Raw genomic sequence first — 25,741 nt, 5'->3', positions numbered from 1 at the left:
CCGATGAGCAGTGCGTTCGACAAACTGGCGAGACCTGTGCAGAAATGGATACGCCAGCAAGGATGGCGCGAACTTCGCGACATCCAGGCGCGATCCATCCGGACGATCTGCGAGACCAATACCGATTTGATCGTTGCGGCGTCCACGGCGGGCGGAAAGACCGAGGCGGCGTTCCTGCCGTTGATTTCACAGGTGCTTGACGAGCCGTCCGACGGCACCGGCTTCGACCTGCTCTACATCGGTCCGCTGAAAGCCTTGATCACGGACCAGGCCATGCGGCTGGAGGGCATGTGCCAAGAAGCAGAGCTTCCGGTTATTCCCTGGCACGGGGATGTCTCGCAATCCGTCAAGACGCGGGCGTTGAAATCTCCGAAAGGGATCCTGCTGATAACCCCAGAGTCCCTTGAGGCGCTTTTAATTCGTCGCGGTTTGGAAATCCCTCGCCTGTTTGGGGCCACGCGGGCGGTCGTTATCGACGAACTGCACACAGTCCTGGACAGCGAACGCGGTGTTCAGCTTCGTTCACTGCTCACAAGGCTCGAGCTTGCGATAAAGCGTCCAGTCCGTCGGATAGGTCTGTCAGCGACGCTGGGGGACATGGACCTCGCCAAGGCCTATCTGCGCCCTGACGCAGCAAGCTCTGTCCAGCTGATCGAAGCAAATGGCGGCGAAGCTGAATTGAAGCTTCAGCTTCGCGGCTACCTCTCAGGCGATGAAGATGACAATAGTCCATCCGCAACTGACGCCATAGCAGCCCATCTGTTCAAGCATCTTCGAGGCAGTGACAACCTGGTCTTCGCCGGGGCGCGCCAACGGGTCGAGATTTACGCAGATCGGTTGCGGGAGCTTTGCGAACGGGAGCACCTGCCACAGGAATTCTATCCCCACCACGCGAGCCTCTCCCGAGAACACCGTGACTTCGTTGAGCGGCGCTTGAAGGACCCTGCGAGACCGACAACCGCAGTATGCACGTCAACGCTTGAGCTTGGAATCGACATCGGTGACGTGACCTGCGTGGCTCAAATCGGTGCGCCATTCAGCGTTGCGGCTTTGCGACAACGGCTTGGCCGGTCAGGCCGGCGTGAAGGACAACCGGCCATTCTCAGGCAGTACGCTGTCGAAGCCAAATTGACGCCGGAGAGCAGTTTCGTGGATCGTCTTCGCCTCGGCCTGATTAGGTCCATCGCGATGATAGACCTGCTGCTGGAAGGCTGGTGCGAACCTCCAAAACCCCAAGCACTTCATCTCTCGACGCTCGTTCATCAGATACTGTCAGTCATAGCGCAGCGCGGCGGTGCGTCTGCAAGCGTGGTCTACAACGTACTCTGCCGCGAAGGCCCCTTTCGGAAGGTTGCAACCGAAGTCTTCGCAGATGTGTTGCGTGCAATCGGCCACCCAGAAACCGGCTTGATCGAACAGGCCGGCAGCGGGCTGCTACTTTTAGGACCCGCGGGCGAAAAGCTGGTCGAGCATTACAGCTTCTATGCGGTGTTCCAGACGCCTGAGGAGTTCCGGTTGGTCGCAGAGGGTCGGGATCTTGGAACCTTGCCAATCGACAATGTTCTTGCTCCTGGGATGCTGCTGATTTTTTCTGGGCGGCGTTGGGTAGTTCAAGAAATCCATGATCGTGAAAAGGTCATCGTCGTCAAACCCGCAAAGGCTGGTGTGCCGCCCGTCTTCGGCGGCGATGCTGGGGACATTCATGACAAAGTGATCGACCGAATGTTCGCCGTGCTCGAGGGGGATTCCAGCCCGGCTTACATGGATACAGTCTCTTTGATGATGCTCGAGGAAGCGCGTGCTCACTATGAACAGCTGGGGTTTAGGGCCAAAAACATACACACCATTGGCGAGCATACATCAGTCATTGCGACGCGGGTCGGTACGGTGAAGACTTCAACCCTCGCGCTAGCACTGAGAAGTGAGGGGTTTTCGGTCGAACTGCATGACGGGTTTCTGATGGTGGAGGCCGGGGACGAAACCCCCGATCTTCAAGCGGTACTAGCGCACATTCGATCTGGCGAACCTGTCGATCTGTTCGCTGGAGCTGGGAATTTAATGTCGGAGAAGTTTCATCCATACCTGTCGCAGCCCCTCTTGGAGTTGGATGCAATTTCTTCCAAGCTTGCGCCCGATACTCTTACCGCGATGGTCGGTAGAATCGTCCCAGCATAATATGTGCGGCAATCCTCGTTGACTGTTTTCATCGTTCCTAGGGCTAGTGATTGCTTTGTCTGCGCCAAGAAAGGACGGCATCTTCCGTTCCCGCAACTGGTGCCGCGTTACTCCAACGATCCCAGAAATTGACTGTCGCGCTATTGGGCTTGAAGCGCGGCTCGGACACCACAACTCGCGTCGGAAGCAAGCTCGCATCGCCGACCACCAATGCCTCACCGATGTCGAGGACCGGTAGAAGATCACCAAACCCGCCGAGGCTGTCAGGCAGCAACCGTTTGATCACGGATTGATCGTCGCCGTTGGTCAGCCGCATCGCAATGACATTGTTGCACTGGCTCAGAACGGTGCGGTTCACTTCGGATGGTCTTTGGCTGATAACCACTAGTCCAACACCGTATTTCCTGCCTTCTTTGGCGATCCTCTCGAAAATCCCGACCGAGATCTCATCGGCTGACTCTGACGATGCACGCTCCGGGATATACAGATGTGCCTCATCGCAGAACAATGCGATGGGATGACGGTTGTCTGGTGGCGTCCACTGGCTGACTGTGAATATCAGCCGAGCAATCAAGCTGACCATGAGCGGCAGGATGTCGGACGGTACTTCCGAGAAATTGATGATCTTGATCCCACCCTTGCCATCAGCTTGCGATCCGCGCCCGCCTATCAGGAAATGCGTTACCTCCGACAGCCAGGCCATATCCATACAGGCCGCTGGCGGCTGAAATATGAACCCAAGCCTGCGATCATTCCGTTTGGCTTCAAATCGCGCGATTAAGCGGCTGAGCTTGTCGAAGTATGGTCCTTGCTTTTCCTTGTTGTTAGCACCCGGAACCATTTGTTCGTTCAAGTCAGATAGTTGCTTGTGGACACCGTCGATATCGAAAGGCACGGGGCTATCGATAGTGAAATTTGCAAGAATGTCGGCGTGTTTTCCCGGATCAAGCATTGCACGCTTCGCATCGGTGATACAGCGCGTCATGAGCATGGCTTGGTTCGGAGCGTTCTGATCGGACCGATCGACAAACAAAGCGACCAATGCCTCATAGCCGAGAAGCCAGAACGGTAGATGCAGAACACCGTCGGCCAGTCGGCGATCGTGGCCAATGTCCCCCGGCCCAGCGATGCGTAGATGCCGAAACTCGTCGCTATCGAGGGTCTGGTACTCACCATGGATATCGAACAAGATTACGTTGGCTTGTGGAAGACCGGCAATCTGGTCTAGGAGCCGCGCAGTTGTGTACGATTTGCCGCTGCCAGTGCTACCGACCACGATGGCATGACGTTGGAACAGACGGTTGCCGTTCAAGAAGGCCCGCGCGTCCTCGTCCAATGCATAGCGACCAAGATCAAGCTGCGGGCCGTCGCCGGAAACCTGCGAAATGACCTGCATGAAGTCTGTCAAGCGCTGACCTTCCAAGGAAAAGCAATCCGCATCGATTTCGGGCACAGTCTCTAGGGTGCGCTTAAAGACGTTCTCTTTCAGTCCCTCTTTGTCTACGAGTGTTCCAATCAGAGCGACCCGAACAAGGTTGTTTTCGGGGAGCGCGGCTTCCGGATCCTCCTCAGCCCCATCTATTGCAGTTTCGTCACCTGCCTTGCGTGTGATGCGCGAAACTATCCCGATTAAGTGCTGCCCAGCTTTCGAGCTTCTGATCGCGGTCAACCGATTGACCTGAATCCGTTTAAGGCGTTCAAGTTCATCGACTCGCACCGTCACAGTGGCAGTATCGACGGCGATAATTCTGCCGAGACTTTCATCATCGTTGAAATCAAGTATGCCCAACTCTTCCTCCTAAAACCCAATCAATTCGTTCAATGCAGGCAACTCCCAATATTTGCCTCCGGTAACAACAATACCGTCTGGGTTGTCACGGTTGTAAACCATTGTCCCGTCATCGTGGTTCTCGAGCGCAAGGTAGTGACGCCCGGCGTTGTTCTTGAGAAAATCCTTGGCTTCGGGCGTTAAAGTGCGCGCTACGACAAGGATGGGAACGTCATGCACATGACAACGCGTCATCAGCTTCGGATGGATATGGCCGTCGCGGAACCCGTATCCTATGCAAATGAACGCGGTCGCGGCACTCAACACACGATCAGCGCCCTGTATCGCGCTCCGAAAGGGCTCGTCGTGCGTCCGCTGATATTTGCTTACACCTGGCGTGACAATCAGCGGCACCAAACCATCGGGCAACTCGCTCGTCATCGGCAGCGACATCACACCCCCATGCGGGTCTGAAAACCAATCAAGAGACCCGTGGACTTTCCAGACTGTGACCGTCCGCGCCAAATTGGCCCCTTGTTTGAAAATCAGATTCTCTGCCCCATCGGCCCGTCGCAGATAGCCCGGAAGGAATCCTGTGTGGTGGATATAGCCGCCTGAATCGGCTGCATACTCTGCAACGCGGTCGTAGTTTGTTGTTACGACATGGATATTGCGGTTTGTACTTCGGAATAACCCTGTGAATAGGGTGCGGAGCGGAAAAATGGTCTCGGTCTTTATAGCTGATTTGAGCAGGCTATAATCGCCCTGAGCGATGAAGTCCCAGGTACTTCGGACAATCTTGACAACCAAGGAGTCGGGTAGAGGCTTGTTTTCTAGTGCTGCTTCTAAATGATCTCCAGCGGCCAAGGCTGTTCTAACAAGTGTCCAGGCATCGACTTCCGGTCCATCGTCGGCCTGTACATTATCGCGGAGCCAAACGGCCAAATCCCCCATGCCACGAATGCCATGCGGTATCGAGGCCCCGCTGCCCAAGACTATCACTGGGCTATGCTGTGCACAGTTTTGGCACTGCTTTGCGAGTTCTTCTAGTTCCAAAGCTATTTTGCCTCACTTCTTGTACTTTGGCTTAGTTTGTCTGTGCCCGAAAACGATTTGGTCCAAATTTTCGCTCTTACGATACCCCCGGTAGCACTTTTTTGTCACAGCAAGTTTTCGCTGTCGTCGCAAGGTGGGTGCGTCGGGAATCTGGCAAGTGACATGGATCCGAAAATGCCTGCTCCAGCTATGATCCATGCATCAACATACGCCCTCTGGCATCTTTGACGGCTGTTCACCATCCTTCCTTAGCGGCCAACGCACTTCTCCCTTTGTCTGAGTTGCATGACATGCTGGTCGCAGCTGTCGTCCCGTCCACAAAGGTTGTCGCCGATCTTTTTCCCCTGTCCCTGCGGGCCATTCCTCGCGGATCAAAAAGACCGGCGCCTGCCCCTCTCCGCTGCGCTTCGCCTTCGGTGTGGCCGGGCCTTGGCCAGCTGCAAGGTGACCATCATTGCAACGCAAACAAGGAGAAGAGCAATGACCACGAACTGCATCAAATTCACCAGCGCCGACATCGAAACCGCCAAGGGCACAGGCTCCATCTCGACCCTGACCTTCGACCTCGACATCACGGTCGAGCCCGTCGCGAGCACGAACCCTATGGCCCCCACGCACCGCGTCCTCGGCCGCTCCCCGCGCGGCAAGCTGGTCGAGTGTGGCGGCATCTGGAAGAAGCAGAACAAGGAGACCGGCGCGGACTACTACACGCTGACCATCCGCGACCACGGCTTCAACGCCAACCTCGGCAAAGCCGCGAACCAGGACGATCTGTCCCTGCAGGCCGTCATCCCCTGGGGGCCGAAAGACGCCGCGTAAGCCAAAGGCCAGACCGCTTCGGCGGTCTGGCTATCTCTCGTTCTTGGGTGCGTCTGATGGGCGGGCCCAAATGCCGATGTTCGAAGAACGCGGCATATTTCGGAAGCGGACGCAGAGGCGGGTCGTCAGACCGGATAGGTCGCGGACGCGGCTTCGATCCTTCTGTTCAGTGGCAACGTGCATCGCGCGAACCCGAGTCGGAACAGAATTTCCGCAGGGAGAGCTGGCAGCCAGCTGAGCGAGGCAAGCGAACTTCTTCTCTCATTCGACCAACCCGCGCCTGGGTCGTGTTGGCGAAGCTGCCAGGGCGCCGAACTCACCCTGTGCCGCGAGGGTGTAAACCGCAGATCAACGTCATGCGTCCGGGGGGCAATGTCTCACGTCAGGGTCACTGCCGCGCGCCTTTCCGTCGACCTGTTGGCCTTAGAGATCGCTAGCCCGGGGTCGAGCGGTCGGCAACGCCGGGGACAGGTTTCTGGGCGGCTGGCGCCTTGAGCGCTGCGGGGCATCGCTCACAACAAACCTGCCCCCGGCGTGCTCCATTTCATTCCGCCCCGTGCCGGGTGCAGCCCGCTCTCATGCCCCCGGTCTTTTCCACGATCCGTCCAACGACGATCAACGGAAAGGATCACACCATGACACTCGAACAATCCATCGACCTCGCCGAACTGCAAGCCGACATGGCCTTCGATGCCTACCTCGCCGCCTTCGATGAAGATGCCCATCCCGAGACTCTCGACGGCCTCGAGACCGAGGCGCTGATCGCCCGCAGCCGCTACGACGACCTGCGCTCTCAGGGACTGGGTCACTGACCCAGACACCCCTGCGGGTCTTCGGATCCGCAGGGGTCTGACGCTGATACTTACCAACATTTTGTCGCCCTAAACGGGTGTGACCCGCGCCATCCCGCGCGGGCCGTCTTCGTGTTCCTGGTGCCCGACCCGTGACCGGCTCGAGCGCTAGGATTGCCTGACATCGCCTGCTGCTTCAGCACAAGTTTCAGCAGACTTTTTCGACCAAATTGCCGCGCATCGATGAGTACGGCGGCGTTCCATGTCGCGCTGTGCAGCGGTCTTGAGGGCGTCCAATTATTCGCAAAAAGACACAACACACAAAAAGTAATATTGCGCAATATGATGTATTGAAGTATAAGCGAAGGAGAGAAGGAAGACGTTGGCAGGATATGGCCAATGTTTGCACATTTTGTCCGAGGGGTCTGACCCGTGCCGAGGCCAGCGAAAAACCTGAAGCTTGAAGAGCGCATCGAAGTCGCGCGGCGCTTTGCGGCGGGCGAGAGCGCGAAGGAGCTGGCGGCGGTGTTTGGCATCTCTCCGCGACACGTGAACCGCCTCGCGAAAGAGGAGGCGGGCGAAGGCATCGCGGTGCGCGATCCGAGCGAGACGGTGGCGTTCCGGGCAAGCCGATCCGAACTGGACGCCTTCGATGTGGAGTGGCGCGAACGGGGCTACGCCAATCGTTCTCAGGCGCTCAATGCGGTGCTGCGCGGTCGTTGCGGATTCCTTGATGTTCCCCGCGATCTGGTCGCCGAATTCTGCGCCGCATGGCGTCAGGCGAAGGACGTGAGCGACGCCGGATTGGTGCTTGCCAAGGCGGTCCATCGCGGTCGGCTGGAGGTCTCGGAGGCGGACCGCGCGGTGCTGATCGAACTCCTTGATCTGGCGCAATCAATGAGCCGTGAGATGGGCCGGATTAAGGATGCGGCGCAGGCGCTGCGTCAACAGGAGTGGCCGCAAAAGGAAGAAGGGCAGGGGGCGGATCGCGCGGTTCTGGAGGGCAGCTCGCCCGCGACCGGCGGCGGTCTGAGGCTGGTGCGCAATGGCTGATCCCCTCGCCCTCTACTCTTCGGTCATGGGCCGGCTCTGGGAGGATGAGCGCATCCGGGGCCAAGCCGCGGCGCGGATCGACGCGCGGCTGGCGGGGCGTCGACAGGGGCGGAGTTTCGCGCACGTTGGTTCCCTGTCGGCGCGGAACGCGCTGAAGGCGGCCTCGGGTCAGAGCCGAGCGGCGGTGTTCAAGCGGATCCGGGCGGGGGGCTGCAAGACGCGTGCTTCGCTTGGGGCGCAGATCTCTTACATCAACGACAAGGCGGTCTACACCTACTCGACGATGACCAATGCCCTGACCGATGCCGCGGTGCTTTCTGAGGAGCAGAAGGAAAGCATCATCGAGGACTGGGCCGGGACTTGGCGCGGCTCGACCAAGCTCGGGTTCACCTCGCACATGCTCCTGTCCTTCCCGACCGACGTGACGGTCGACCAGGTCCGTGACATCGCCATGGACTGGACGGAGCATTTCTTCGAGAGCGGTGAATACGGCGACCAGTGGGATTATGTGCTCGCGGTCCATGACGACCGGGCGCACAAGCACGCCCACATCATTCTGAACAATCGCGGCGTCGAGAAAGGCACCTGGTTCTCTTGCTGGGCCGAGGGCGTGATGTCGCCGCAGCTCATGCGCGAGAAGCAGGCCGAGATCGCGGAGCGCTACGGCGTGATGCTCGACGCCACCACCCGGCTCGAGCGGGGCATCTTCGAGAAGCCTGTCGGGATCGAGGAAATCTACCGTGCCAAGGAAGAGGCCCGCCTGCCGCGCGAGATCGTCATGACGGCCCAGGAATCCGCCATCGCGCAGGCGCAGGTGGTGGGCTTCGCCAAGGACTACAAGAACCTCGCCGACCTGCTGGACCGGATGGACCGGCACCACATGGCCCGCGCCGTGCGCGGCATGGCGGACGGGCTTGGTTCCGACACGCCGTGGAATTTCACCGAAGGAGAGATAGACATGAAGGACATCAAGACCGTCGGTGATGCAATCGACTATTCCGAGCGCACGATCGAGGCGCTGCGGCTCAAGGCCGAGGAACTGGACCCGGCCGAGCGCGCCGCTTTTGAAGCCAAGGCCGCACCGATCATCGCGGATCTCTCGCAGATGGTGCCGGACCCGGACTTGCGCGCGCGTTTCGGCAAGCAGCTCGAGGAACCCTATCCGCCGGGGGCGGGCAGCGAAGTGCTGATCGCCGCACTGCAGTCCGGCAAGGACGAGGGGCTGCGTGAGGTGCTCGAGCGCGCCCAGGCAGTCGGCATGGACAGTGAGGATCTGGTGGCTCGGATTGCTGCGGGCGGCACGCGGAACTACGGCATGGCGCAGGACTGGGTCGAGCGGGACATGAACGCGGTGCTGGCGAAGGACGGTCTCAGCGTCGAGACGGCCAATGATGACCAACTGGATGCCGCGCTGGAAAAGGTCGACGGCGTGATGGACGCGTTGATGGAAAGAGCAAAGGAGATGGGCGTCGAGATCGGTCGGACCCTCGCGGACGAGGAACAGGAGATCCTGCCGCTCATCGACGAAGACGACCGGACGCCAAATCCCTACCTGCAGGACCTCGCCGACATGCTGCGCGACGGCAAACTCACCGAGGAACAGGAAGAGGTGGTCGAGCGGACCCTGGAAGCCGAACTCTTCAAGGAGTTGGGCGAGGAGGGCTTGGCCGAACTCCGCCGTGGCAACTTCGAGGTGCTGGATGCGGCCCTGCCGAGCAAGCTCGACCAGATCACCGTCACGCAGGAATTCCTCGAGATGACGTTTGAGGAGACGGGTGACCAGGTCTTCACCGACCGTGCCGCCGGGTTGCAGCAGGACAAGGCGACCGAGGTGGCGCGGCTGCGCGGCCAGCAGGAAGCGCAGGAGCTGGGCCGCGATCTTGGCCGCGACCGTGGTCTCGACGACGAGATGGAATTCTAAAGGGGAGATGAGCACCATGACCAAGACACTTCCCCTCTGGGCCGCACTTCTTTTCGGTGTGATCTGCGGCGCCGTCATCGGCACCATCGTCGCCGCCTTCTACCTGACCCTGGCCCTGAAAACCGGGTTTCAGAGTTTCGACATGCTGGCGGTCTGGAAGGCCAGCGCCGACACGCGCGCGGCACATCCCGAGGCCTTCAAAGTGGGGTTTGGCGCCGTCGGCTTCGGAGCCATCGGCCTCGGCGCCTTGGCGCTGGCCTGGACCTGGAAGAAGGAGCGGGACGATTACGGTTCCGCCCATTGGCAGACCAAGGCGGAGCTGAAGAAGAACGACATGCTGCAGGCCCCCGGCAAGGGCTTTGTCTGCGGCAAGCTGGGCGCGCCGACCGCGAAGGCGGAGTTCATCTCCTCGACCACCATCCCGCATGTGATGATGGTGGCACCGACCCGTGCCGGTAAGGGCGTCGGCTTCGTGATCCCGAACCTCCTGAGTTTCGCGGGCTCGGTCGTGGTGCTCGATGTGAAGGGCGAGAACTTCGAGAAGACCGCACGGCTCCGGGCGCTGAACGGAGACGAGATCTATCGCTTCAGCCCCTTCGACTGGGCCAACGCCACGCATCGCTACAACCCGCTTGCACGGATCGCCAAGGCCCCGAGCTTCGCGCAGCGTTTCACCGAGGTCTCGATCCTTGCCGACCTCTTCCTCGACAAGGACAACAAGACGCTCGACACCTTTTCCGAGGCAGGCAAGTCGATCTTTGTCGCGGCCTGCCTGCTGTCCATCCAACGCGGCACGCCGAACCTTGGCGAGGTGAACAAGATCGTCGCCGGGGGCGAATACAAGAATGCCCAGTACAAGACCTATGCCGACGAGGCCGAGGAAGACATCCTGCGCGAGCTCTGGACCAACGCCGCCTCGGCCTCGTCGCGGCTGCTGACCTCGAACATCCAGGCGCTGATGACTGCCGGTCTCAAGCAATGGGACAACCCGGCGGTGCGCTCGGCTACCGAGGCCAGCGACTTCGATTTCTCGACTTTCCGCAAGACCCCGCAGTCGCTCTACATCGCGGTCTCCGAGGACCACATCGCAACACTTGCCCCGCTCCTGCGCCTGATGTTCGCCGATCTCATCGCCTCGATCCGCCTGAATGAGCCGGGCCCGGATGAGCCCTGGCCGGTCATGATGATGATCGACGAATTCCAGCAGATGGGGGCCATGCCCTATCTCGAACGGGCGATTCATTCGCTGGCGAGCTATGGTGGCCGCGTCGCGATGATCGCACAGTCGCTCGCTTCGCTCGACCGGATCTATGGTCCCGAGGGCCGCGAAAGCCTCGAAAACGGGGCGGGGCTCAAGCTCTACATCACCCCGCGGGACCAGCGGACGGTGAAAGAAGTTTCCGCCGCGGTCGGTAGCACGACCCGCGAGGCGGTGACCCGGATGTATGGCCGAAACAAGGGCTTCCTTGGCGCGACCTCGACATCAGCGCGGCTGGAAGAGCGGCCGCTGCTTTCCGAGACCGAAGCGCGCCTCATGGATCCCGACGAGGTCATCATTCTCGCTTCGCCCCAGCATCCGATCAAGGCGAGCCGGGTCAAGTATTACGACGATCCGTTCTTCAAGGAGATGCTGGCCCGCCAGGAGGGCAAGCCCTTTCCCTATCCGCCGAGCGTGCAGGGTGTGGGGCCTTGGAATGGAATAGTGGGTGGCGACGGTGATGATGGGTCAGTCGCGGATGAGATTGTGAAACCAGTCGAACGCGCGCCGGCCCGCGATCGTTCGCAGCGACGCGAGGCCCGCGCGATGAGCGTTATGGCGATCGAGGCTGGGCGCGGGCAACCAGAGCCGGAGACGCTCGAGCGGGAAGCGGTGGTGCCGAAGGAATGGGAGGCGGCGCTCGACCGGCAGGAGGATTTCATTGAGGAGTTATTGGGTGGATGAGGGTGGTCACGTTGTGAAACGTCCAAAGGACAGGTGTGCGAATTGCAGTAGGCGACAATTGTAGTGCGCTCACCCATAGTCTTCTGCGTCTACAAAACCTTGTCGGTCGCTGCCGCAGGCTCCACCAGGAATTGAAGCGGCGCCACTAGGCATGCCAAACTGATGGCACCACTCGCCATCGTCCCCAGCGTGCACGCAGCCGGTGCAACCTGTCTCGCGGTCTTCATTCAAGCGGTGGATGCGGTCGTGACAGTCGCCACACAATGCCACTAGTTCGAACAGAAACTCGCTACCCCAATTGCGATAACTGAGGTGATGTACCTCGGCTGCTCGCGCTTTGCGGCACCCCTCGCATAGGCCAGCAGCACGATCCATCACTAGCGATCGCCGTTCGGCCCACTCGCGGGATGCAAGATAGTCGGCATGAGATCTTTGGAAGTATGATTTACCCTCAACACTGCCGCGCCACCGGCTCTCTTGGATGGCGACGTAGCGGCGGCGCACTGTGTCCCACTCGCCCTTCCGTTTCGCCTCGTAGTCCGGGTTGTGCGCTTCGTCGATCTCGGGCAATAGTTCAGTCTCGGTCGTGCGCTTCACCGGGTTGCCCAGAAGCAAGCCGCAGTCGAGGCACTGCTTTTTGACGATTGGCCCGCCGCCCTTGTTGAAGCCACGACGAAGTTCGCTGCGCGTGTGCTGGCACTCGGTCGCGTTAAAAGCGTTCACCTCTTTCGCATATCGCTCTGCAAGATCGCGATCCAAGGGGACGCGCTGGTTGGTGTCGGGATCAAGTATTGCCATGTGTCATCTCGCCTCGCTCGTCCATGAACTGTTTTGTCGCCGCCCACCCCCCCCCCTAGGTCGTCAGAGTGAAACCTGAAAAATATTTGACCAAGGTAGATGCTATTGACCTTGGTCGACCCATTCCCGCCACTCGCTTCCAGCGAGCAACGCGACTGTGCGAATTTCGAAGAGCGAATGGGGCATCATATTCAGTCCCTAAAGCTCAATTCCGGAGTTGGTCAGAACTTCACCTTTCGAAAAGACCATTCATGCATTCATCTCTTCAACTGTTTCCAATTCCAAACGCGCCTTTTCCTGGTTCAGTCGCCATCGTCTAACGACATAAAACACGAGCGCCTTGCGCGTTTCGATCAGTAAGTGCGTCTTTTCGTCAAAGCCATACTCTAGCCGGACGGCTCGCGCTTGTGCATCGGATAGATCTGAACGCGGGCGTATCCACATGCGCACCAAGCTGTTCCAGTCCGTGTCAAAAGGCAGGGGAGCAGGCCGCTCCCGCGTTTTCATCTCAGTTTGTCTCGTTATTCGTATTGGGAGATAATCGCGGTACGCCTCGTGATTATAGCTCCAGGCGCGGAGATAAATTGCCTCTCCGTCAAAATGGAACTGAACTGGACTGATCCACTGCGGGTCGGATAGGCCGCTTGTCATCGAGGTGTAGGTAATCTGGATGTCGCGTTCGCCCATCCTGGCGCGGTAGAGTTGTGCGACAACGGTGGAATCCATCACGCGAGTGGGAAGCGGGATGCTCGCGCCAAGCGATGTCGCCTTGCTATCAAGTAATTCGAAAACTTGTTCCGGGCCAGCCTCAGTCAATGCGCAGTGGTCGCCGGTCGAGAAATAGGCCTTCACTGCGGCATCGTAGACCGGCGGCGTATTCGTCAGAGAAAGATAGGTTCGAAAGTCAACCGCAGCCTGTGCCATCGAGATATTGAAGCGTTCGATCAAGTCGCGGCGGTTCGCCTGACCTCTCCAGGTCAGACATTGGTCGAGGAACAAAATTCGCTCGCGTTGCGCGTGTTTGAGGGCTTTCAGGCTCATACGCCGAGTAATACTTGACTCTGCTCGCATAGTCCATACATTTACTATACGTATAGAAAATGGATTGATCTGGTGCGAATACTTCATACGGCAGATCTGCACCTGGGGCGGCAGTTCATGGGGTTGAGCCTCGAGGAGGATCATGAGGTCATCCTGGGTCAGATCCTTGAAACGCTTGTCGCCGATCGGGTCGATGTTCTTGTCATCGCCGGGGACGTTTTTGACCGTGCCTCGCCGCCCAGTTCGTCGATTCGGCAGTTCAATCGCTTCCTCAAACGCGTGGCAGAGGAGACCGAAGCCGCTGTGGTTATGATCTCTGGAAACCACGATTCTGGCGACCGGATCGAGGCAATGTCTGTCTTTTCCACCGCGTCTCGTGTGCTGGTGCGCGGGATTGCCGATGCGGTGGAAGCGCCGCTGGTGCTGCGTGACGCGCATGGCGAGGTCGCCTTTTCCGCGCTGCCTTTTTCCTATGAATACGCCGCACGCGAGGTGTTCGGGGATGAAAGCATTAGTGCGCCGGCGGAGGTAGTTGCCGCCCAGATCGCAGCTGCGAGGGGGCAGGTTCCTGATGGGGCGCGTTGGGTCGTCGTGGCCCATGCTTTCGTCGCGGGGGGTGCGGTCGGCGAGACCGAGCGCGCCCTGACGCGAGTCGGGGGCATCGAAACTGTTCCCTCCGATGTCTTCGATGGGGTGGACTATGTTGCACTGGGGCATTTGCACAAGCCGCAGGAAGTGGGCGCGAGCCATATTCGTTACTCCGGCGCACCGCTCGCTTTCGGTTTCGACGAGGTGGGAAACGAAAAATCCATGACTGTCGTCGATCTGAAAGCTGAAGGTGTCGACATCCGCACCGTACCGTTCCGACCGATCCGGCAGGTCCGCTCGCTTACCGGGGCATTCTCGGATCTTCTGGCAGGAACGCCGTCTGACGATTTCATCCAGGCTATCCTGACGGATGAAAACCCTCTGATCGATCCGATGAAGCGGTTACGCGCGACCTATCCCAATGCTTGCCATCTGGCCTATGCCCGGCAGGAGCGCGCTGCGGAGACCAAGGCGCTCGGCAGCGGGCGGGCCGCGGTCACGCCAATCGAGATGATTAACGACTTCGTGAAAGTTGTGCGCGGCCGGGAACCAAACGCCACCGAAGTCGCGATCGTCGCGGAAAAGCTCCACGCAGCATCCTCCGGGGAGGAGCAGACATGAGACCCATTCGCCTATCGCTTCAAGCCTTCGGGCCATTTGCGACAACCGAGGTAGTCGATTTCCGGTCCGCGCTGGAGACGGGTCTGTTCGGAATTTATGGTCAGACCGGCGCGGGAAAGTCGACGCTGTTTTCGGCGATGTCCTTCGCGCTATTCGGGGCGCCGACCAAGACTGATCAGGAACCACGTTCACTACGCTCGGATCACGCCGCATCGGATCTACCTACCGAAGTCGAATTTGTCTTTGAGCTGGGCGCCAAGACCTACCTGATCCGTCGTCGTCCGGTGCAGGAACGTCCAAAGGCGCGCGGTGAAGGGACCACTGAGGACGCCGCAGAAGCCTCGCTGTTCGACGTCACCGGGATTCCGGTGGACACTCTTGGTCCGAGTCAGTCTGGCCGTGTCATTGCGGAAAAGAAGGTCTCGCTAGTGGGGCAGCAGGTCGAGGCGCTGCTTGGCTACGGGGCAGAACAGTTTCGACAGATCGTGCTCTTACCGCAAGGCAAGTTCGAGACGTTCTTGGCCGCAAAAACGGATGCGCGTGTCGAGATATTGCGGGATCTCTTCGACGTGAAGATCTATCGCGATCTCGCCGCACGGCTGAAAGAAGAAGCCTCAGAGGCAGAACGAGCGTTGCGCGACCAGCGCGCTCTCTACGTGGCTCGACTCGAGGAACGTGGTTTTGAGAGCGCGGAGGCGTTAGAATTCGGGATTGCCGCAGCCGAAGCAAAAGTCGAAGAAAAGCAGGGAATTCAGCACGGCGCGGCGATGGCTACCGAAGCCGCGCGCAAAGCTCTGACCGAAGGCGAGCAAATCGCGACAGCATTTTCTGCTGTCGACACGGCACAGCAGGCATTCGATGATCTAGAAAGGAAAACGGGCGAGGTCGAAGAACTGGCCAAGCGGATTGAGGCTGTCCGGAATGCCATGCAGGCCCGTGATCTTGAGACGGCTTGGTGCGATGCGGAGCAGGAAAGCCTGAATGCGGTGGAGGCTGTCACGAAGGCCGAGGCAGAACTCAAGATCGCCACTGGCGTGAAGGAGTTGGCGGAAAAGAAACTTGCTGAGGCACAGTCTGGCGAGGACCGACGGCAACAAGTTCAGGCTGACCTGACAAGGTTGGAGGCGATCGAGAAGCAGGTCGGGCAGGCAGCGGATCTTAGACGCGCGTTTGACGACGCTGCGGAGGACGAAGCTTCAGCGAAAAAGGCTCTGACCGAGGCCATAGATGCCCGAGAGAAGCTCAAGTCTCAGCGCGATGCGACCGATCTGGCGCTTGATCAAGCGCGAAAGACCGAAACGGAGCGAGGCCAGCTGACCGGTGAGCTGGCCGAGGTCAACCGAGAAAGGGTCAAGGCAGCGGCGTATGCTAAGGCGCAAGAAGCTGTCGCTGATGCCCAACGAAATGTCGAAGCGGCATCGAACGAATTGGCGACAAGAACCGATGCGACGCGAACCGCTGACGCGGACTTGGTAGATGCCGAGGCACGGCTTTCGCGCACGCAAGCGATCATTCTCGCGGAAAAGTTGACCGAAGGGGCGCCCTGCCCTGTCTGTGGTTCCCATGATCATCCTGCGCCTGCCCATGGTACGCCCGAACAATCTGGTTTGACCGAAGCATTTCGGAGCGCGCAGGTTCTGGCGAGAACTGCGTCCGAAGCCAGAGTTCGGGCCGAAAGCGAACTCGGCAATTTTCGAATCCGGCTCGACGAAAAGAAGCGGTCGCTGGAGGAACAGGAAAGTCCTGAGCGCACGTTGGTGGAACTCGAAGCTGAAATCGCACGACTTGAAGGCGATGTCGCCGAACTCGGAGAAGCGGTCGATGTAGACACGATGGCGGAGCAGTTGGCTCAACTCAAGCTGAAACTGACCGAGGCTGAAACTGCCGAGGCTACGGCGCGCACCGCTGCGGGAAAGGCTGAGACCGCTCTTGCCGGCGCGCGCGCCAAGCTGGACACAGTGATCGAGGCCCTGCCGGAAGGTCTGCGCACGCCCGAGGCGGTTGTCGTTCGACGCGAGGCTTTGCAGAGAGAGCAAAGGCAACTCTCCGAGGCGCTGGAAGTGGCGACGCAACAGGACCGAGCCGCCAGTGAAGTGCTCACCCGGTCGCAAGAGCAGCTAGAAGCAGCGAAGCGGGCGCGCGACGGGCAGCAGCAGCGCGTGAAGAAGGCACAAGGTGATTTTGTCGCTCGGCTTACCGAGGTTGGGCTGGACAAAGCGGGATATGATGCCTGCAAGAGCCATTTCCCGACTCTCGACGCCGACCGCAAGAAGGTGACCGATCACCGCGATGGATTGATCGCTGCTCGCACGACATTGCAGAACGCCATAGCCGCTTGTGCAGATCGTGAACGCCCGGATCTTGCCCCGCTACAGCTGGCGTTGGCAGACGCCACCCAGACCTTGAACGCGGCCAACGCTGCACTTGCCACAGCGAGAACGGATGTATCGTCACTGGCCAAATTCAAGGAATCGCTTGCCGCGGCTCTGACCGAAACCGAGCGGCTAGAAACCGAGACCGGTCCGCTTCGGGGGCTGGCCGATCTGGCTAACGGCAAGAACGATTTCAAGATGACACTCGAGACCTTCGCGATCGGAGCAATGTTCGACCAGGTTCTCGAGGCGGCGAATATGAGGCTCGACCCAATGACACGTGGTCGCTACCGGCTAACGCGCGGGCTCGAGGCATCTGGCGGTCGCGGCAAGCGTGGGCTCGAAATCGAGGTCTTCGACATCAACACCGGCAAGGCGCGCCCGACAGCCACGCTGTCAGGCGGCGAGACCTTTATCGCGGCACTGGCCCTCGCGCTTGGGCTAGCTGATGTGGTCGAGAGCCTTTCGGGCAAGATCCGGATGGACACAATCTTTATCGACGAAGGCTTTGGGAGCCTCGACACCGAGAATGGGGCGGGCACGCTGGATCAAGTGATCCAAGTTCTTGCCGCGCTGACAGAGGGCAGTCGTGCCGTGGGCCTGATATCCCATGTAGGGCTGGTGCAAGAGGCTATTCCACAAGGCTTCTACGTGCGTTCGACCCCGAGCGGCAGCCGGGTCGAGGAAAGGAGGGGGCTGGGATGACGGACCGTTGGTATTACAGGAAGGCACACACCCGCCGTCTGTCGACAGGGCGCACGGTATCCGTTCGCGGAGGTTGGGCAGTTCGAGGCGATCGTGAAAGCAAGAAGGGCGCATCCTTCAGGCGGACTTGTCCAATATGCGGGGCGCTGATCGTAAGCGTGGGCATGCCCAGAGGAGGGTGGGTCCATTTTGAGGGCGGCAAAGGCCTGACACGTATCAAACATCCGTGCCTGCATCTTGGTGAAGGCCTGAGCAGGCGGCGCGACGAAGACACGCCAGACCTTTTTGAGGCGAGGCTGCCATTTTAAAATGTCACTGATGAAGCTTGCGAAAAGTTGGCTCCAATCCCACATCTAGTATCTAGAAGCAAACCAAACACCATATGGAGGATAGTATGGCGGTAAATCGTAAAGGAACTTCGACCAAGGTTGCCTCGCTTGCAGCAGACACCCTTTTCAAACCTGGCTCTTCACAGATCGCCCGCAAGCTTGCTGGTTCGGCGTTGTCTCAGTCAAAGACCAATCGGCAAACCGGAGCGGAAATGGAGGACCTCGCGTCAAAGGTACTTCGCAGCGATCGCTATTCTGAAAAGACAAAGACACTTGCCGCTTCGGTGTTGTCCCAGTCGAACAAGAAGCGCTGACTGTAGACAGTATTACAGTGGTTTCGGGCTCAAGCGCTACAGGCCGTGTCTCACGTAGGTAGCGCTTTGGGTAAATCATGAACAAACATTAAACATTTGAGTTGAGCAGATGCGGGCATTCATTTCTTATTCCCATAACGACAAGGCCGCGCTTGATCGGCTGCACGTCCACCTCAAGAACCTTACAAGGGAAGGGCGTATTGAGACCTGGTATGATCGCAACATCTTGGCTGGTGGCGAACTGGACGCTGAGATTGAACGGGAACTGGAGGCTTCCGACCTGTTCCTGCTCCTGGTGAGCCCCGACTTCATCGCATCCGACTACTGTGTCGAGCGCGAAAATGAGACGCGCGCTTGAACGCCACGCCGCAGGGACCGCCCGTGTAGTGCCGATCATCGTGGAGGAATGCGATTGGAAAGCGATGAGGGAGTTGCGCCAACTGAAGGCCGTGCCGACTGACGGCAAGGCGATCAGCGCATGGGCCAATCCAAACACCGCTTACCTAAATGTCGTGCAGGAGCTTCGACGCATCATCGAAGCTGAAGCTGTACCTGCAGCTGCGGCGGAGGTAGCCCATGAGCCGTCGGCCACACGCCCCTCGATGGCACGCTACCGAGCAAAGCGGCAGTTCGACCAAATCGACAAGGGTGATTTCCGCGATGCTGCCTTCGCCACCTTCAAGGATTACTTCCGACGAGCGATCATCGAAATGGACTCAATCGATGGATTGCGCGGACGTTTCGTTGACAGAAGTGCGACCTCTTTTGGGGCAACGGTTGTCAACAGCGGCCATCGAAATGGTACGGCCCACATCTCGGTGCACTGCCGTAGCTCGCAGGTCGCCCTGGGCGATATTTACTACTCGTTCAGCGAAAACGCCGGTGACAACACAGCAAACGGCGGTTTCAACATTTTGGCCGATGATTACGAGCAATTCCTGATTCAAACCATGAACGTCTTCGGTAGAGCTGATGAACGACTGACTCCAGAGCGAGCGGCTGAGGTGCTCTGGAATGAGTTCATTGGTAACGCAGGTATCAGCTATGACTGAGCGTGTTCATTTCCGCTGCAACAATTGTGGGCACCGCTTCGAAGTCGAAGTGCTTGATGAGTACGAACGTCGCGAGGCCCGCCGTGAAAGGCGGCCGACTAGCGCGGTGCATTGTCCCGAATGTTATCGAACCGATATCCGGAGGGGTTGGGAATGAAGGCTCGTGAGGGACACCACATATGCGAAGCACTTTGAACGTAAAATCAGCCGCTCTCGCCGAGGAGCCGAAAGGTACGCTGTTTCTCCTCAAGAGGTACGGCCATCAGCCAATCTATGGCATTAAGCTTTCCGAACCATTGGATCAGCCCAACGACAAACCGACGGTTCTGCTATTGAACCCTGACTTTGGGCGTGAAGGCGAAGCCAATTGGCATCGGATATTCCAGTGGGAAGCGGACGAGTGGTGTATCTCCTTTGGAACCGACTGGATATTGCAGCCTGATTTCGCGGCTTCTTCGCTGTCTGAGATGAACGATCCGCAGCAAGAGGCATGTCTGACGATCGGGCCCCAGGGCATTCACTTCCGTGCGGCACCTGGCGACGGATTCCGGGTCTCCTATCGCCACTTCATCCATGTTGAAACCCTAGATCCGGTGAAGGATCTCGGAAATGCCGCCTTCCACCTCAACTCGTACCGAATCTTCTTGAACCGAGAGGATTGGGACAATAGGCGCCCCCCGATCTTTCAGCACGGCGTCTAGGCGACAGCCACCTCTCCTTCGAAGCCAGGAACAGATAGTTGCTATGTCATAGGGTGATCGTTGCGCCATGTGTGTCCGAACGTTTCACCGATATCACTGCACTCAAGACGTCGCTAATCTGCTTTCAATGCGTCAAAGTTCAATGGCTTCGTTCACCCGGCAGATAGAACTCCGTAATCCCCCGCTTCCCCTCGGCCCGCCCGAGCTGGACGATCACATCGATGGATTTCCGGATATATTCCCGCACCTCGGCGAAGGTCAGCGGTGTGCCAGCCTGCAGCACCATTATCGCCAGCCGGTCGATGGCGAGTTCTGCGGTTTCGGCGTGGATGGTGGAGACCGACCCGCCATGGCCGGTGTTGATCGCCTCGAGATAGGTCAGGGCCTCGGCGCCGCGCAGCTCGCCAACGATGATCCGGTCGGGGCGCATGCGGAGGGAGGCCTGCAGGAGAGCGTTGGCGCTGCGTTGCGCGCCGGAACCGCGGTCGGCCAGGAGGGCGACGGTATTTGGCTGGCCGGGGAAGAGCTCGAAGGCGTCTTCGATGGTGATCAGCCGCTCCTGCTCGCTCACATGGGTCAGGAGGTGGCGGGCGAACGTGGTCTTCCCGGTCGAGGTGCCGCCGCTGATCAGGACGTTGAGCCGCGCCTCGACCAGGGTCTGCAGCGCGGCCTCGAGGTTTTCTTCGGCGAGACTGGAAATGTTCTTCATCTTCTCGGCTCGGAGCGCGTCGAGCGAGACGGCCTTGCCGAAGAGATAGGCGGGGGCGTAATCCCGGACGCTGCCCGAGGCGAAGAGGCGGATGGTGATGGAGGCCCCGCGATCGATGGCGGGCGGCACGGCGACCTGGACCCGAAGCGGGCGGCCCGCATATTCCACCTTGCCGGACACGAGCGGGTTCTTTTCAGAGACGCGGGCCTTGGCGTCGCCGACGATGGTCTGGGCCATGTTGAGGGCTGTGGTCCGATCCACGGTCTGGCCTTCGTGGCGCATGGTGGCATCGCCCGCGACCTCGAGCCAGACCTTGCCGTCCGGATTGATCGCGATCTCGACCACGTCGTCGCGCCTCAGGAGATCGCGGAACGGATCGAGATAGCGTTCGAGGTAGGAGGTTGGGCTTTCTGAATGGCTCAATAGATCACCACATCCCGATCCACGAGCACGGTGACCGAGGCCCCTTGATCGACATAGATCGTCGGAGCGATCGACACCTGGTCGGCGATGACCGATCCGACCGCGTCCTGCAGGTCGCTGCCGACATCGCTCAGGACGATGCTTGTGGTTTCGTTGTTGGCACTCTCCGCCGCCACGGCCGGTGCCGCCCCGATCACGGAGATCAGCGCAGCGCCGCCGAAGCGCTCGGCGAACTTGGTGTCGACGAGACCGGTGAGGCCCGAGCGGCCGAGTTGATCGCCGCCCACGGCAGCGATCTCCATCGAGGTGCCGTCCGGAGTCAGGACGCGGGTCCAGAGGATCAAGATGCGCTTCTGGTGCATCTCGATCCCGGAGCGATATTGGCCAAAAAGGCGGGAGCCCCGGGGGATCAGGATCCGGTCCCCGGAAAACGCCGGAACCGGCTCGGAGACGACCGCGACCACGGAACCCGGCAGATCGCTGTTGATGGCGGTCTGGAGCGCGGCCTGGATGACCGAGCCTTGGGTTAGCGTGCGTTCGGGATGGGTGAGGCGGGCGGCCTCCTGCACCTCGAGCGGTCGCGCACTCTGCAGAAACTGCTCGTTTCCTGATAGGACCGGGCCCTCGGTGCCAACAGCAGCAGAATCGGCCACCGCCGCGCCACTTTGGCCACCACGCGGACCGTCGGCATAAACCACGGCCGGCGACTTGATCTGCGCAGTCAGAAGTTCTTCGGCGACCCGTTCGGCTTCTCGCTGGCGTTGTTCCTCTTCCTGACGGCGGCGTTCTTCGAGAAGGCGCTGATCGGCGATCAGCCCTTCCCGGTCCAGCTCTGCTTCGAGCCCCTCGCGCTGCGCCCGTTCGGCATCGAGCATGGCCTGCAGACCTTCGATGCGGGTCTCGGTCTGGCGCTGCAGGTTGGTAAGTTCGTTTTCCTTGGCGGCGAGAGTCGCTTCGAGTGCTGCCTTTTGCTCGTCGAAGGCCTCGCGCAGGTCCGCAACGGCAGACTGGATTTCCGAGTTGCGGGCGGCCTGGCTGGCGGCGAGGGCTTCGCGCAGCTTGGCGATCTCGGCCAGCACCTCGGCGCTTGGCTCGGGGGTGGGGGCCGCTGGCACGTCCAACGCTTCCTCGACGGCGATCAGCGCGTCATTGACCCGCTGCTCGGTCTCGTCAGGCGGAAACTCCAGCCGCCCGCCGGTGCCGGGACGGCGGTCCTGAAAGGTCTCGACATCGGAGGTCTCAAGTGCGCTGTCGCCCTCCTGCAGTCCAGTGGCCAGGAAATACGCGACCCCGGCCCCGCCAAGGGCGAGGGCGGCGGCGAGGGCACCGACCCCGAGGCTGTTGCCCCGGCGTTTCGATTTGCCGCGCTGGCTGAACTGGTCGAGACGGTTCTGGAGATCGGGAGGGGTTTGATCGGCCATGGTCAGTTGCTCACGTAGATCGCGCTTTCGTCGCGCCAGGCGCAGATTGCTTCGTCACCGATGCGCAGTGTCCAGTAGGTGTTCACCCCGAGTACGCGGACGGTGTTGCCTTGCTGGGTCCAGTTGACCGTGCGCTCGCGCCCCTGGTCATCGGCCTTGAAGAGGGCAGGCTGGCGACCGTTCTCCGGGAAGACGAAATACGTATAACGCCCGTCGTCATAGATATGGCTGGGGCGGAAGTCGCCCTCGCCCGAGACGCGGTAATTGTAGTTGCGCGGGGCCTCGAACCCCTTCGGTTGGGTTGCACTCGCCGCGCGACGTTCCTCGTCGGGGTAACGGAAGCGAACCTCGAAGAACATGCCGGTGCGGTTCGGGATCGAGCCCTCGCGGAGATGGAAGGAATAGGTGCGGCGGTTGGTGATCACCGTCATGTTGGTGGAGGCATTGGCCACATGCGGTTTGATTGTGAGCACATTGCCAAGCTCCGGGATCGGGTCGACCTGGAAGCTTTCGGTGTCTCCGACAATCACCGCCTCGAAGCGTTCCCCCGCCCCGAAATGAATCGTGGTCGAATGCCTCAGATCCGTCTCGATTCGGTAGACTTGGTTTTCGTTATAGACGGCGGTGCGAATGCGGATGTCGAGCGGGCCGCCTTGCGGCGTGGCCTCGGCGAAAGCGGCAACAGGAATGGCAAGCGCCAGGAGAAGCGTGGTGAGGAGCGCGGGCAGGGATTTCATGGGGGTCAGTTCTCCAGGGTCTCGGCGTCGACGCGGTAGGAGGTCACCACGAAGCCCAAGGGGTTGGCCCAGACGTCCTGAAGGCGCTGGCGGGTTTCGGGTTGGAAGTCGTAGCCGACGGTGGCCACGTAAGACCGGGTGACGGTGCGGGTGTCGCGCGGGCGGCGCAGCGTGCGGGTGAAGCGGACCTGGGCCACGCCGCGCTCGATCTGGTTCACGGACTTGATCACCACCTCGATCTTGGCGTCGCGGCCGTAGACGGTGATCGGGTAGTCCTCGTTGGTGGAGGACCAGAGATCTCGCAGCGTGCGCGCGGCATCGCCGTCCGAGCGGTCGAGTACCGAGTTGATGCGTTGCTCGCCATCGGTCAGGTCGTAGGTTTCTCGGTCGTCGACGTAAGATACGAGATTGGCCTGGATGATGGCGTCGCTCTCGGAAAGGGTCAGGGCCTGGACGGCGGCGACCCGGTCCATCTCGCCGGTTTCCTTGTCCACGACGACCACGAAGGTTTCGGTCGTCTTGAGCGGAAAGAGGCTCGCGCCCGCGACCATGCCGGCCACGCCGACCAGCACGCCTGCCGCCGCGACGAACCATGCAAAGCGCTCGCGCCGTCTTGGCCCGTAGATGAAATCCGCCTCGAAAACGTCGCGGTCGTGGTTCGCGGAACTGGTCACACGCTTCTTCAAGTCAGTCGTCTTTCACATCAGGGTTTGCGGAAGGCCTTGGCGGCGGAGAGAAGCGCGCCGGGGCTTTGCCGGATCATTTCGCCTGTCCTCACCACGCCCGCATTGGCCATCTGGTTCAGCTCGTGCGGCGATTTGCCGGTGACGAGGCGCGAGGTTGCGCCCGCGCCATACTCCCGTGTGTTCACGAAACCCTGACGCGCAAGGCCCGTGAGACCGACGGCATTGGACGCGATGCCGACGACACCGGTGAGATTGGAGGCGATGTAGGGCACCGAGGCCATGATCCCGGCGCTGAGGATCAGGATGACGAGGAATGGCAGGATGAGGCTGACGGTCTCGACATCGCCGGGATCCGCAGAAGCATCGCCGATGGCTTCTGCAATGGCGACGATGATGCCCGCGGCTCCTGCGGCGGCGACGGGCATGAGCGCATAGCCGATGGTGGCGCGGGTCCAGGCCTCGAAGAGGGACTGGGTCGGTTTGAAGAGCGAGGTCACGATCATGAAGGGGGCGATGACGATCATCAGCGCGAAGACGATGCGGGCGAAGGCGATGATCCCGGCAGTGACGGCGGCGAAAACGGCGGAGAGGACAAAGAAGATCGCGCCCAGAACCGCGCCGAAAACCCAGCCCGCGCGGTCGCCGATCGTATCGCCATAGGCGGTGATGCGGGCAACCATGTTGTCGAGGCTTTCATAGACCCCGGCCTCGTCGCCCGAGCCAGTGAGCGCGAGGATCGAGGCGCCGACGGAGTCAGGGACCCGTGTGACGATGTCATAGATGACGCTGAAATTGTCCCAGCTCTGCGCGAAGATCCCCACGAGCGCGATCTTCATTCCGAAGGCAAAGCCGGTGCCGAAGGGCAGGGGGCGGAGTTGCATCACCGCGTTGATCCCGAGGAGCACGACAAGGAGCGCGGCCCCGGCGGAGATCACATCGCCGACAGCACCTGCCGAGGAGACAAAGCCGTCCTGCGCCACGGTGTTCACCGCGGCGTCGACCTGGCCAAGGATGTCGCGAATGACCCCCATTTACTCCGCACAGGCCTCCACAACTTGCGCCTCGAGCGCGTCCGCCTTGGCGTAGAGCTCAAGCACGTTGAAGGGCAGACGCGGGTTGTCCGAGGTCTGGAACCGGGGCAGGGCTGTGAGTGCCTGATCCCAGGTGAACTGGTCGAGCAGGCAGGTGCAGCTCTCCGAGGCGAGGGCTTCTTCGGCGATCAGGATACGCAGAATCGCGCGGTAGCCGTTGCGCATATAGGCGGTCTCGGCCAGATCGGCGGGCGGTTTCGGAACACGGCATGCGTCGGCCTCATCCCGCGCGATCGCCATCGAGTTGAAGGGTGTATCGCTGGACGGGTCCGCGTTCGGGGTCTGGGCCAGCGCTGCACAGGGCAGGGCAGCCAAGACAAGTGCGGCGAGACAAAGAGACCGAATTGGTGCCAAGCTGTGGGTCATGACTTGCCTCATGGGTCCACCGCCATCGAGCGGAATTTGCGTTCATCCGCGAGCGTCGCGGCATCGACGACGCCAAGCTGGCCGGCACTGACGCCTTGCGCCGCTTCCAGCCGCCATATCTGGGTCAGAATGATGCCGAGCTCGGCGGTGACGCGGGTGTTGAGATCGACGGCGGCCTTCAGCCCGTCCTGATCGTCGATGAGCCCGACCATGGTCTCCAGCCGCTCAAGGCTTTGCCCCGCCTCTTCATGGCTTTCCTGCG

23 protein-coding genes are annotated in these 25,741 nt (G+C 60.3%); 12 read left to right on the top strand and 11 right to left on the bottom strand.

The window, feature by feature from the left end:
* Positions 1–3: 3 nt before the first annotated feature.
* Positions 4–2,175, top strand: a complete 2,172-nt coding sequence (locus SM763_RS18490; RefSeq protein ID WP_368999383.1) for a DEAD/DEAH box helicase — start codon at positions 4–6, stop codon at positions 2,173–2,175.
* Positions 2,176–2,218: 43 nt separating this feature from the next.
* Here the strand turns inward: SM763_RS18490 and SM763_RS18485 are convergent, their stop codons facing one another.
* Positions 2,219–3,964 carry an ATP-binding protein gene (locus SM763_RS18485; protein WP_188479847.1) on the bottom strand — a complete coding sequence of 582 codons (1,746 nt, stop codon included), beginning with the start codon at positions 3,962–3,964 and terminating at the stop codon, positions 2,219–2,221.
* Between the two features lie 9 nt (positions 3,965–3,973).
* On the bottom strand, positions 3,974–4,999 hold the full coding sequence (locus SM763_RS18480) for an SIR2 family protein (RefSeq protein WP_188479846.1): 1,026 nt from the start codon (positions 4,997–4,999) through the stop codon (positions 3,974–3,976).
* Positions 5,000–5,479: 480 nt separating this feature from the next.
* Here SM763_RS18480 and SM763_RS18475 point away from each other — a divergent pair, with 480 nt between their 5' ends.
* From SM763_RS18475 to SM763_RS18455, 5 genes are all read left to right on the top strand, one after another.
* Complete coding sequence (locus SM763_RS18475) at positions 5,480–5,818, top strand: DUF736 domain-containing protein (protein WP_037207756.1); 339 nt, start codon at positions 5,480–5,482, stop codon at positions 5,816–5,818.
* Positions 5,819–6,453: 635 nt separating this feature from the next.
* On the top strand, positions 6,454–6,630 hold the full coding sequence (locus SM763_RS18470) for a hypothetical protein (protein WP_229737799.1): 177 nt from the start codon (positions 6,454–6,456) through the stop codon (positions 6,628–6,630).
* A gap of 411 nt (positions 6,631–7,041) precedes the next feature.
* Positions 7,042–7,662, top strand: coding sequence for a helix-turn-helix domain-containing protein (locus tag SM763_RS18465; RefSeq protein WP_368999382.1), 621 nt, complete (start codon positions 7,042–7,044; stop codon positions 7,660–7,662).
* Positions 7,655–9,583: a relaxase/mobilization nuclease domain-containing protein gene (locus SM763_RS18460; protein WP_368999381.1), complete on the top strand. Its 1,929-nt coding sequence runs from the start codon at positions 7,655–7,657 to the stop codon at positions 9,581–9,583. The genes SM763_RS18465 and SM763_RS18460 overlap by 8 nt, the downstream gene beginning before the upstream one ends.
* A 16-nt stretch (positions 9,584–9,599) precedes the next feature.
* A complete protein-coding gene (locus SM763_RS18455) occupies positions 9,600–11,525 on the top strand; it encodes a type IV secretory system conjugative DNA transfer family protein (protein ID WP_368999380.1) in 1,926 nt (641 codons plus the stop codon).
* Between the two features lie 69 nt (positions 11,526–11,594).
* Here the strand turns inward: SM763_RS18455 and SM763_RS18450 are convergent, their stop codons facing one another.
* Positions 11,595–12,323 (bottom strand): HNH endonuclease, encoded by a 729-nt coding sequence (locus SM763_RS18450; protein WP_271073668.1) that lies wholly within the window; start codon positions 12,321–12,323, stop codon positions 11,595–11,597.
* A 249-nt stretch (positions 12,324–12,572) separates the two neighbouring features.
* The gene (locus SM763_RS18445) at positions 12,573–13,508 is read right to left on the bottom strand and encodes a BrxR family transcriptional regulator (RefSeq protein ID WP_368999379.1); all 936 of its coding nucleotides are present in this window, start codon (positions 13,506–13,508) and stop codon (positions 12,573–12,575) included.
* Here SM763_RS18445 and SM763_RS18440 point away from each other — a divergent pair.
* The 6 genes from SM763_RS18440 (at position 13,482) to SM763_RS18415 (ending at position 20,046) form a co-directional block, all read left to right on the top strand.
* A complete protein-coding gene (locus tag SM763_RS18440) occupies positions 13,482–14,573 on the top strand; it encodes an exonuclease SbcCD subunit D (RefSeq protein ID WP_368999378.1) in 1,092 nt (363 codons plus the stop codon). The two genes, SM763_RS18445 and SM763_RS18440, sit on opposite strands and share 27 nt — an antisense overlap.
* Positions 14,570–17,650: an AAA family ATPase gene (locus tag SM763_RS18435; protein ID WP_368999377.1), complete on the top strand. Its 3,081-nt coding sequence runs from the start codon at positions 14,570–14,572 to the stop codon at positions 17,648–17,650. The genes SM763_RS18440 and SM763_RS18435 overlap by 4 nt, the downstream gene beginning before the upstream one ends.
* 394 nt (positions 17,651–18,044) lie before the next feature.
* On the top strand, positions 18,045–18,293 hold the full coding sequence (locus SM763_RS18430; RefSeq protein WP_065331062.1) for a hypothetical protein: 249 nt from the start codon (positions 18,045–18,047) through the stop codon (positions 18,291–18,293).
* A gap of 109 nt (positions 18,294–18,402) precedes the next feature.
* A complete protein-coding gene (locus SM763_RS18425) occupies positions 18,403–18,651 on the top strand; it encodes a toll/interleukin-1 receptor domain-containing protein (protein WP_368999376.1) in 249 nt (82 codons plus the stop codon).
* A gap of 28 nt (positions 18,652–18,679) precedes the next feature.
* Positions 18,680–19,345 carry a hypothetical protein gene (locus SM763_RS18420; RefSeq protein ID WP_368999375.1) on the top strand — a complete coding sequence of 222 codons (666 nt, stop codon included), beginning with the start codon at positions 18,680–18,682 and terminating at the stop codon, positions 19,343–19,345.
* A gap of 179 nt (positions 19,346–19,524) precedes the next feature.
* Entirely contained in the window at positions 19,525–20,046 is a 522-nt protein-coding gene (locus SM763_RS18415; protein WP_271073673.1) for a hypothetical protein, read from the top strand.
* Between the two features lie 139 nt (positions 20,047–20,185).
* On the opposite strand, the gene SM763_RS18410 is transcribed toward SM763_RS18415, so the two are convergent.
* The 7 genes from SM763_RS18410 to SM763_RS18380 form a co-directional block, all read right to left on the bottom strand.
* Complete coding sequence (locus SM763_RS18410) at positions 20,186–21,178, bottom strand: ATPase, T2SS/T4P/T4SS family (protein ID WP_490363295.1); 993 nt, start codon at positions 21,176–21,178, stop codon at positions 20,186–20,188.
* The gene (locus SM763_RS18405) at positions 21,175–22,599 is read right to left on the bottom strand and encodes a TraB/TrbI/VirB10 family type IV secretion system protein (RefSeq protein WP_368999374.1); all 1,425 of its coding nucleotides are present in this window, start codon (positions 22,597–22,599) and stop codon (positions 21,175–21,177) included. Before SM763_RS18405 ends, SM763_RS18410 begins: the two co-directional genes overlap by 4 nt.
* A 2-nt stretch (positions 22,600–22,601) precedes the next feature.
* Positions 22,602–23,336 carry a TrbG/VirB9 family P-type conjugative transfer protein gene (locus tag SM763_RS18400; protein ID WP_368999373.1) on the bottom strand — a complete coding sequence of 245 codons (735 nt, stop codon included), beginning with the start codon at positions 23,334–23,336 and terminating at the stop codon, positions 22,602–22,604.
* 5 nt (positions 23,337–23,341) lie between these two features.
* Positions 23,342–24,022 carry a VirB8 family type IV secretion system protein gene (locus SM763_RS18395; protein ID WP_368999372.1) on the bottom strand — a complete coding sequence of 227 codons (681 nt, stop codon included), beginning with the start codon at positions 24,020–24,022 and terminating at the stop codon, positions 23,342–23,344.
* Between the two features lie 17 nt (positions 24,023–24,039).
* Positions 24,040–25,053 (bottom strand): TrbL/VirB6 family protein, encoded by a 1,014-nt coding sequence (locus SM763_RS18390; protein WP_368999371.1) that lies wholly within the window; start codon positions 25,051–25,053, stop codon positions 24,040–24,042.
* On the bottom strand, positions 25,054–25,479 hold the full coding sequence (locus SM763_RS18385) for a hypothetical protein (protein ID WP_368999369.1): 426 nt from the start codon (positions 25,477–25,479) through the stop codon (positions 25,054–25,056).
* Positions 25,480–25,487: 8 nt separating this feature from the next.
* Positions 25,488–25,741: type IV secretion system protein (locus tag SM763_RS18380; RefSeq protein WP_490363294.1), on the bottom strand; the 254-nt coding region annotated here is incomplete at its 5' end.

Origin of the sequence: Pseudophaeobacter sp. C1-32P7 (assembly GCF_041008775.1) — a bacterium.
Classification (GTDB): Bacteria; Pseudomonadota; Alphaproteobacteria; order Rhodobacterales; family Rhodobacteraceae; genus Phycobacter; species Phycobacter gallaeciensis_A.
Note: the sequence above shows the minus strand (reverse complement) of the source record. Positions and strands in the feature narration are given on the sequence as shown.

Bases quoted from the DNA above. Each gene is read 5' to 3' on its own strand.
- SM763_RS18490 (WP_368999383.1), top strand. From the start codon at position 4: ATGAGCAGTGCGTTCGACAAACTGGCGAGACCTGTGCAGAAATGGATA.
- SM763_RS18475 (WP_037207756.1), top strand. From the start codon at position 5,480: ATGACCACGAACTGCATCAAATTCACCAGCGCCGACATCGAAACCGCC.
- SM763_RS18470 (WP_229737799.1), top strand. From the start codon at position 6,454: ATGACACTCGAACAATCCATCGACCTCGCCGAACTGCAAGCCGACATG.
- SM763_RS18460 (WP_368999381.1), top strand. From the start codon at position 7,655: ATGGCTGATCCCCTCGCCCTCTACTCTTCGGTCATGGGCCGGCTCTGG.
- SM763_RS18455 (WP_368999380.1), top strand. From the start codon at position 9,600: ATGACCAAGACACTTCCCCTCTGGGCCGCACTTCTTTTCGGTGTGATC.
- SM763_RS18450 (WP_271073668.1), bottom strand. From the start codon at position 12,323: ATGGCAATACTTGATCCCGACACCAACCAGCGCGTCCCCTTGGATCGC.
- SM763_RS18440 (WP_368999378.1), top strand. From the start codon at position 13,482: ATGGGGTTGAGCCTCGAGGAGGATCATGAGGTCATCCTGGGTCAGATC.
- SM763_RS18445 (WP_368999379.1), bottom strand. From the start codon at position 13,508: ATGATCCTCCTCGAGGCTCAACCCCATGAACTGCCGCCCCAGGTGCAG.
- SM763_RS18435 (WP_368999377.1), top strand. From the start codon at position 14,570: ATGAGACCCATTCGCCTATCGCTTCAAGCCTTCGGGCCATTTGCGACA.
- SM763_RS18430 (WP_065331062.1), top strand. From the start codon at position 18,045: ATGGCGGTAAATCGTAAAGGAACTTCGACCAAGGTTGCCTCGCTTGCA.
- SM763_RS18425 (WP_368999376.1), top strand. From the start codon at position 18,403: ATGCGGGCATTCATTTCTTATTCCCATAACGACAAGGCCGCGCTTGAT.
- SM763_RS18415 (WP_271073673.1), top strand. From the start codon at position 19,525: ATGCGAAGCACTTTGAACGTAAAATCAGCCGCTCTCGCCGAGGAGCCG.
- SM763_RS18405 (WP_368999374.1), bottom strand. From the start codon at position 22,599: ATGGCCGATCAAACCCCTCCCGATCTCCAGAACCGTCTCGACCAGTTC.
- SM763_RS18400 (WP_368999373.1), bottom strand. From the start codon at position 23,336: ATGAAATCCCTGCCCGCGCTCCTCACCACGCTTCTCCTGGCGCTTGCC.
- SM763_RS18390 (WP_368999371.1), bottom strand. From the start codon at position 25,053: ATGGGGGTCATTCGCGACATCCTTGGCCAGGTCGACGCCGCGGTGAAC.
- SM763_RS18385 (WP_368999369.1), bottom strand. From the start codon at position 25,479: ATGACCCACAGCTTGGCACCAATTCGGTCTCTTTGTCTCGCCGCACTT.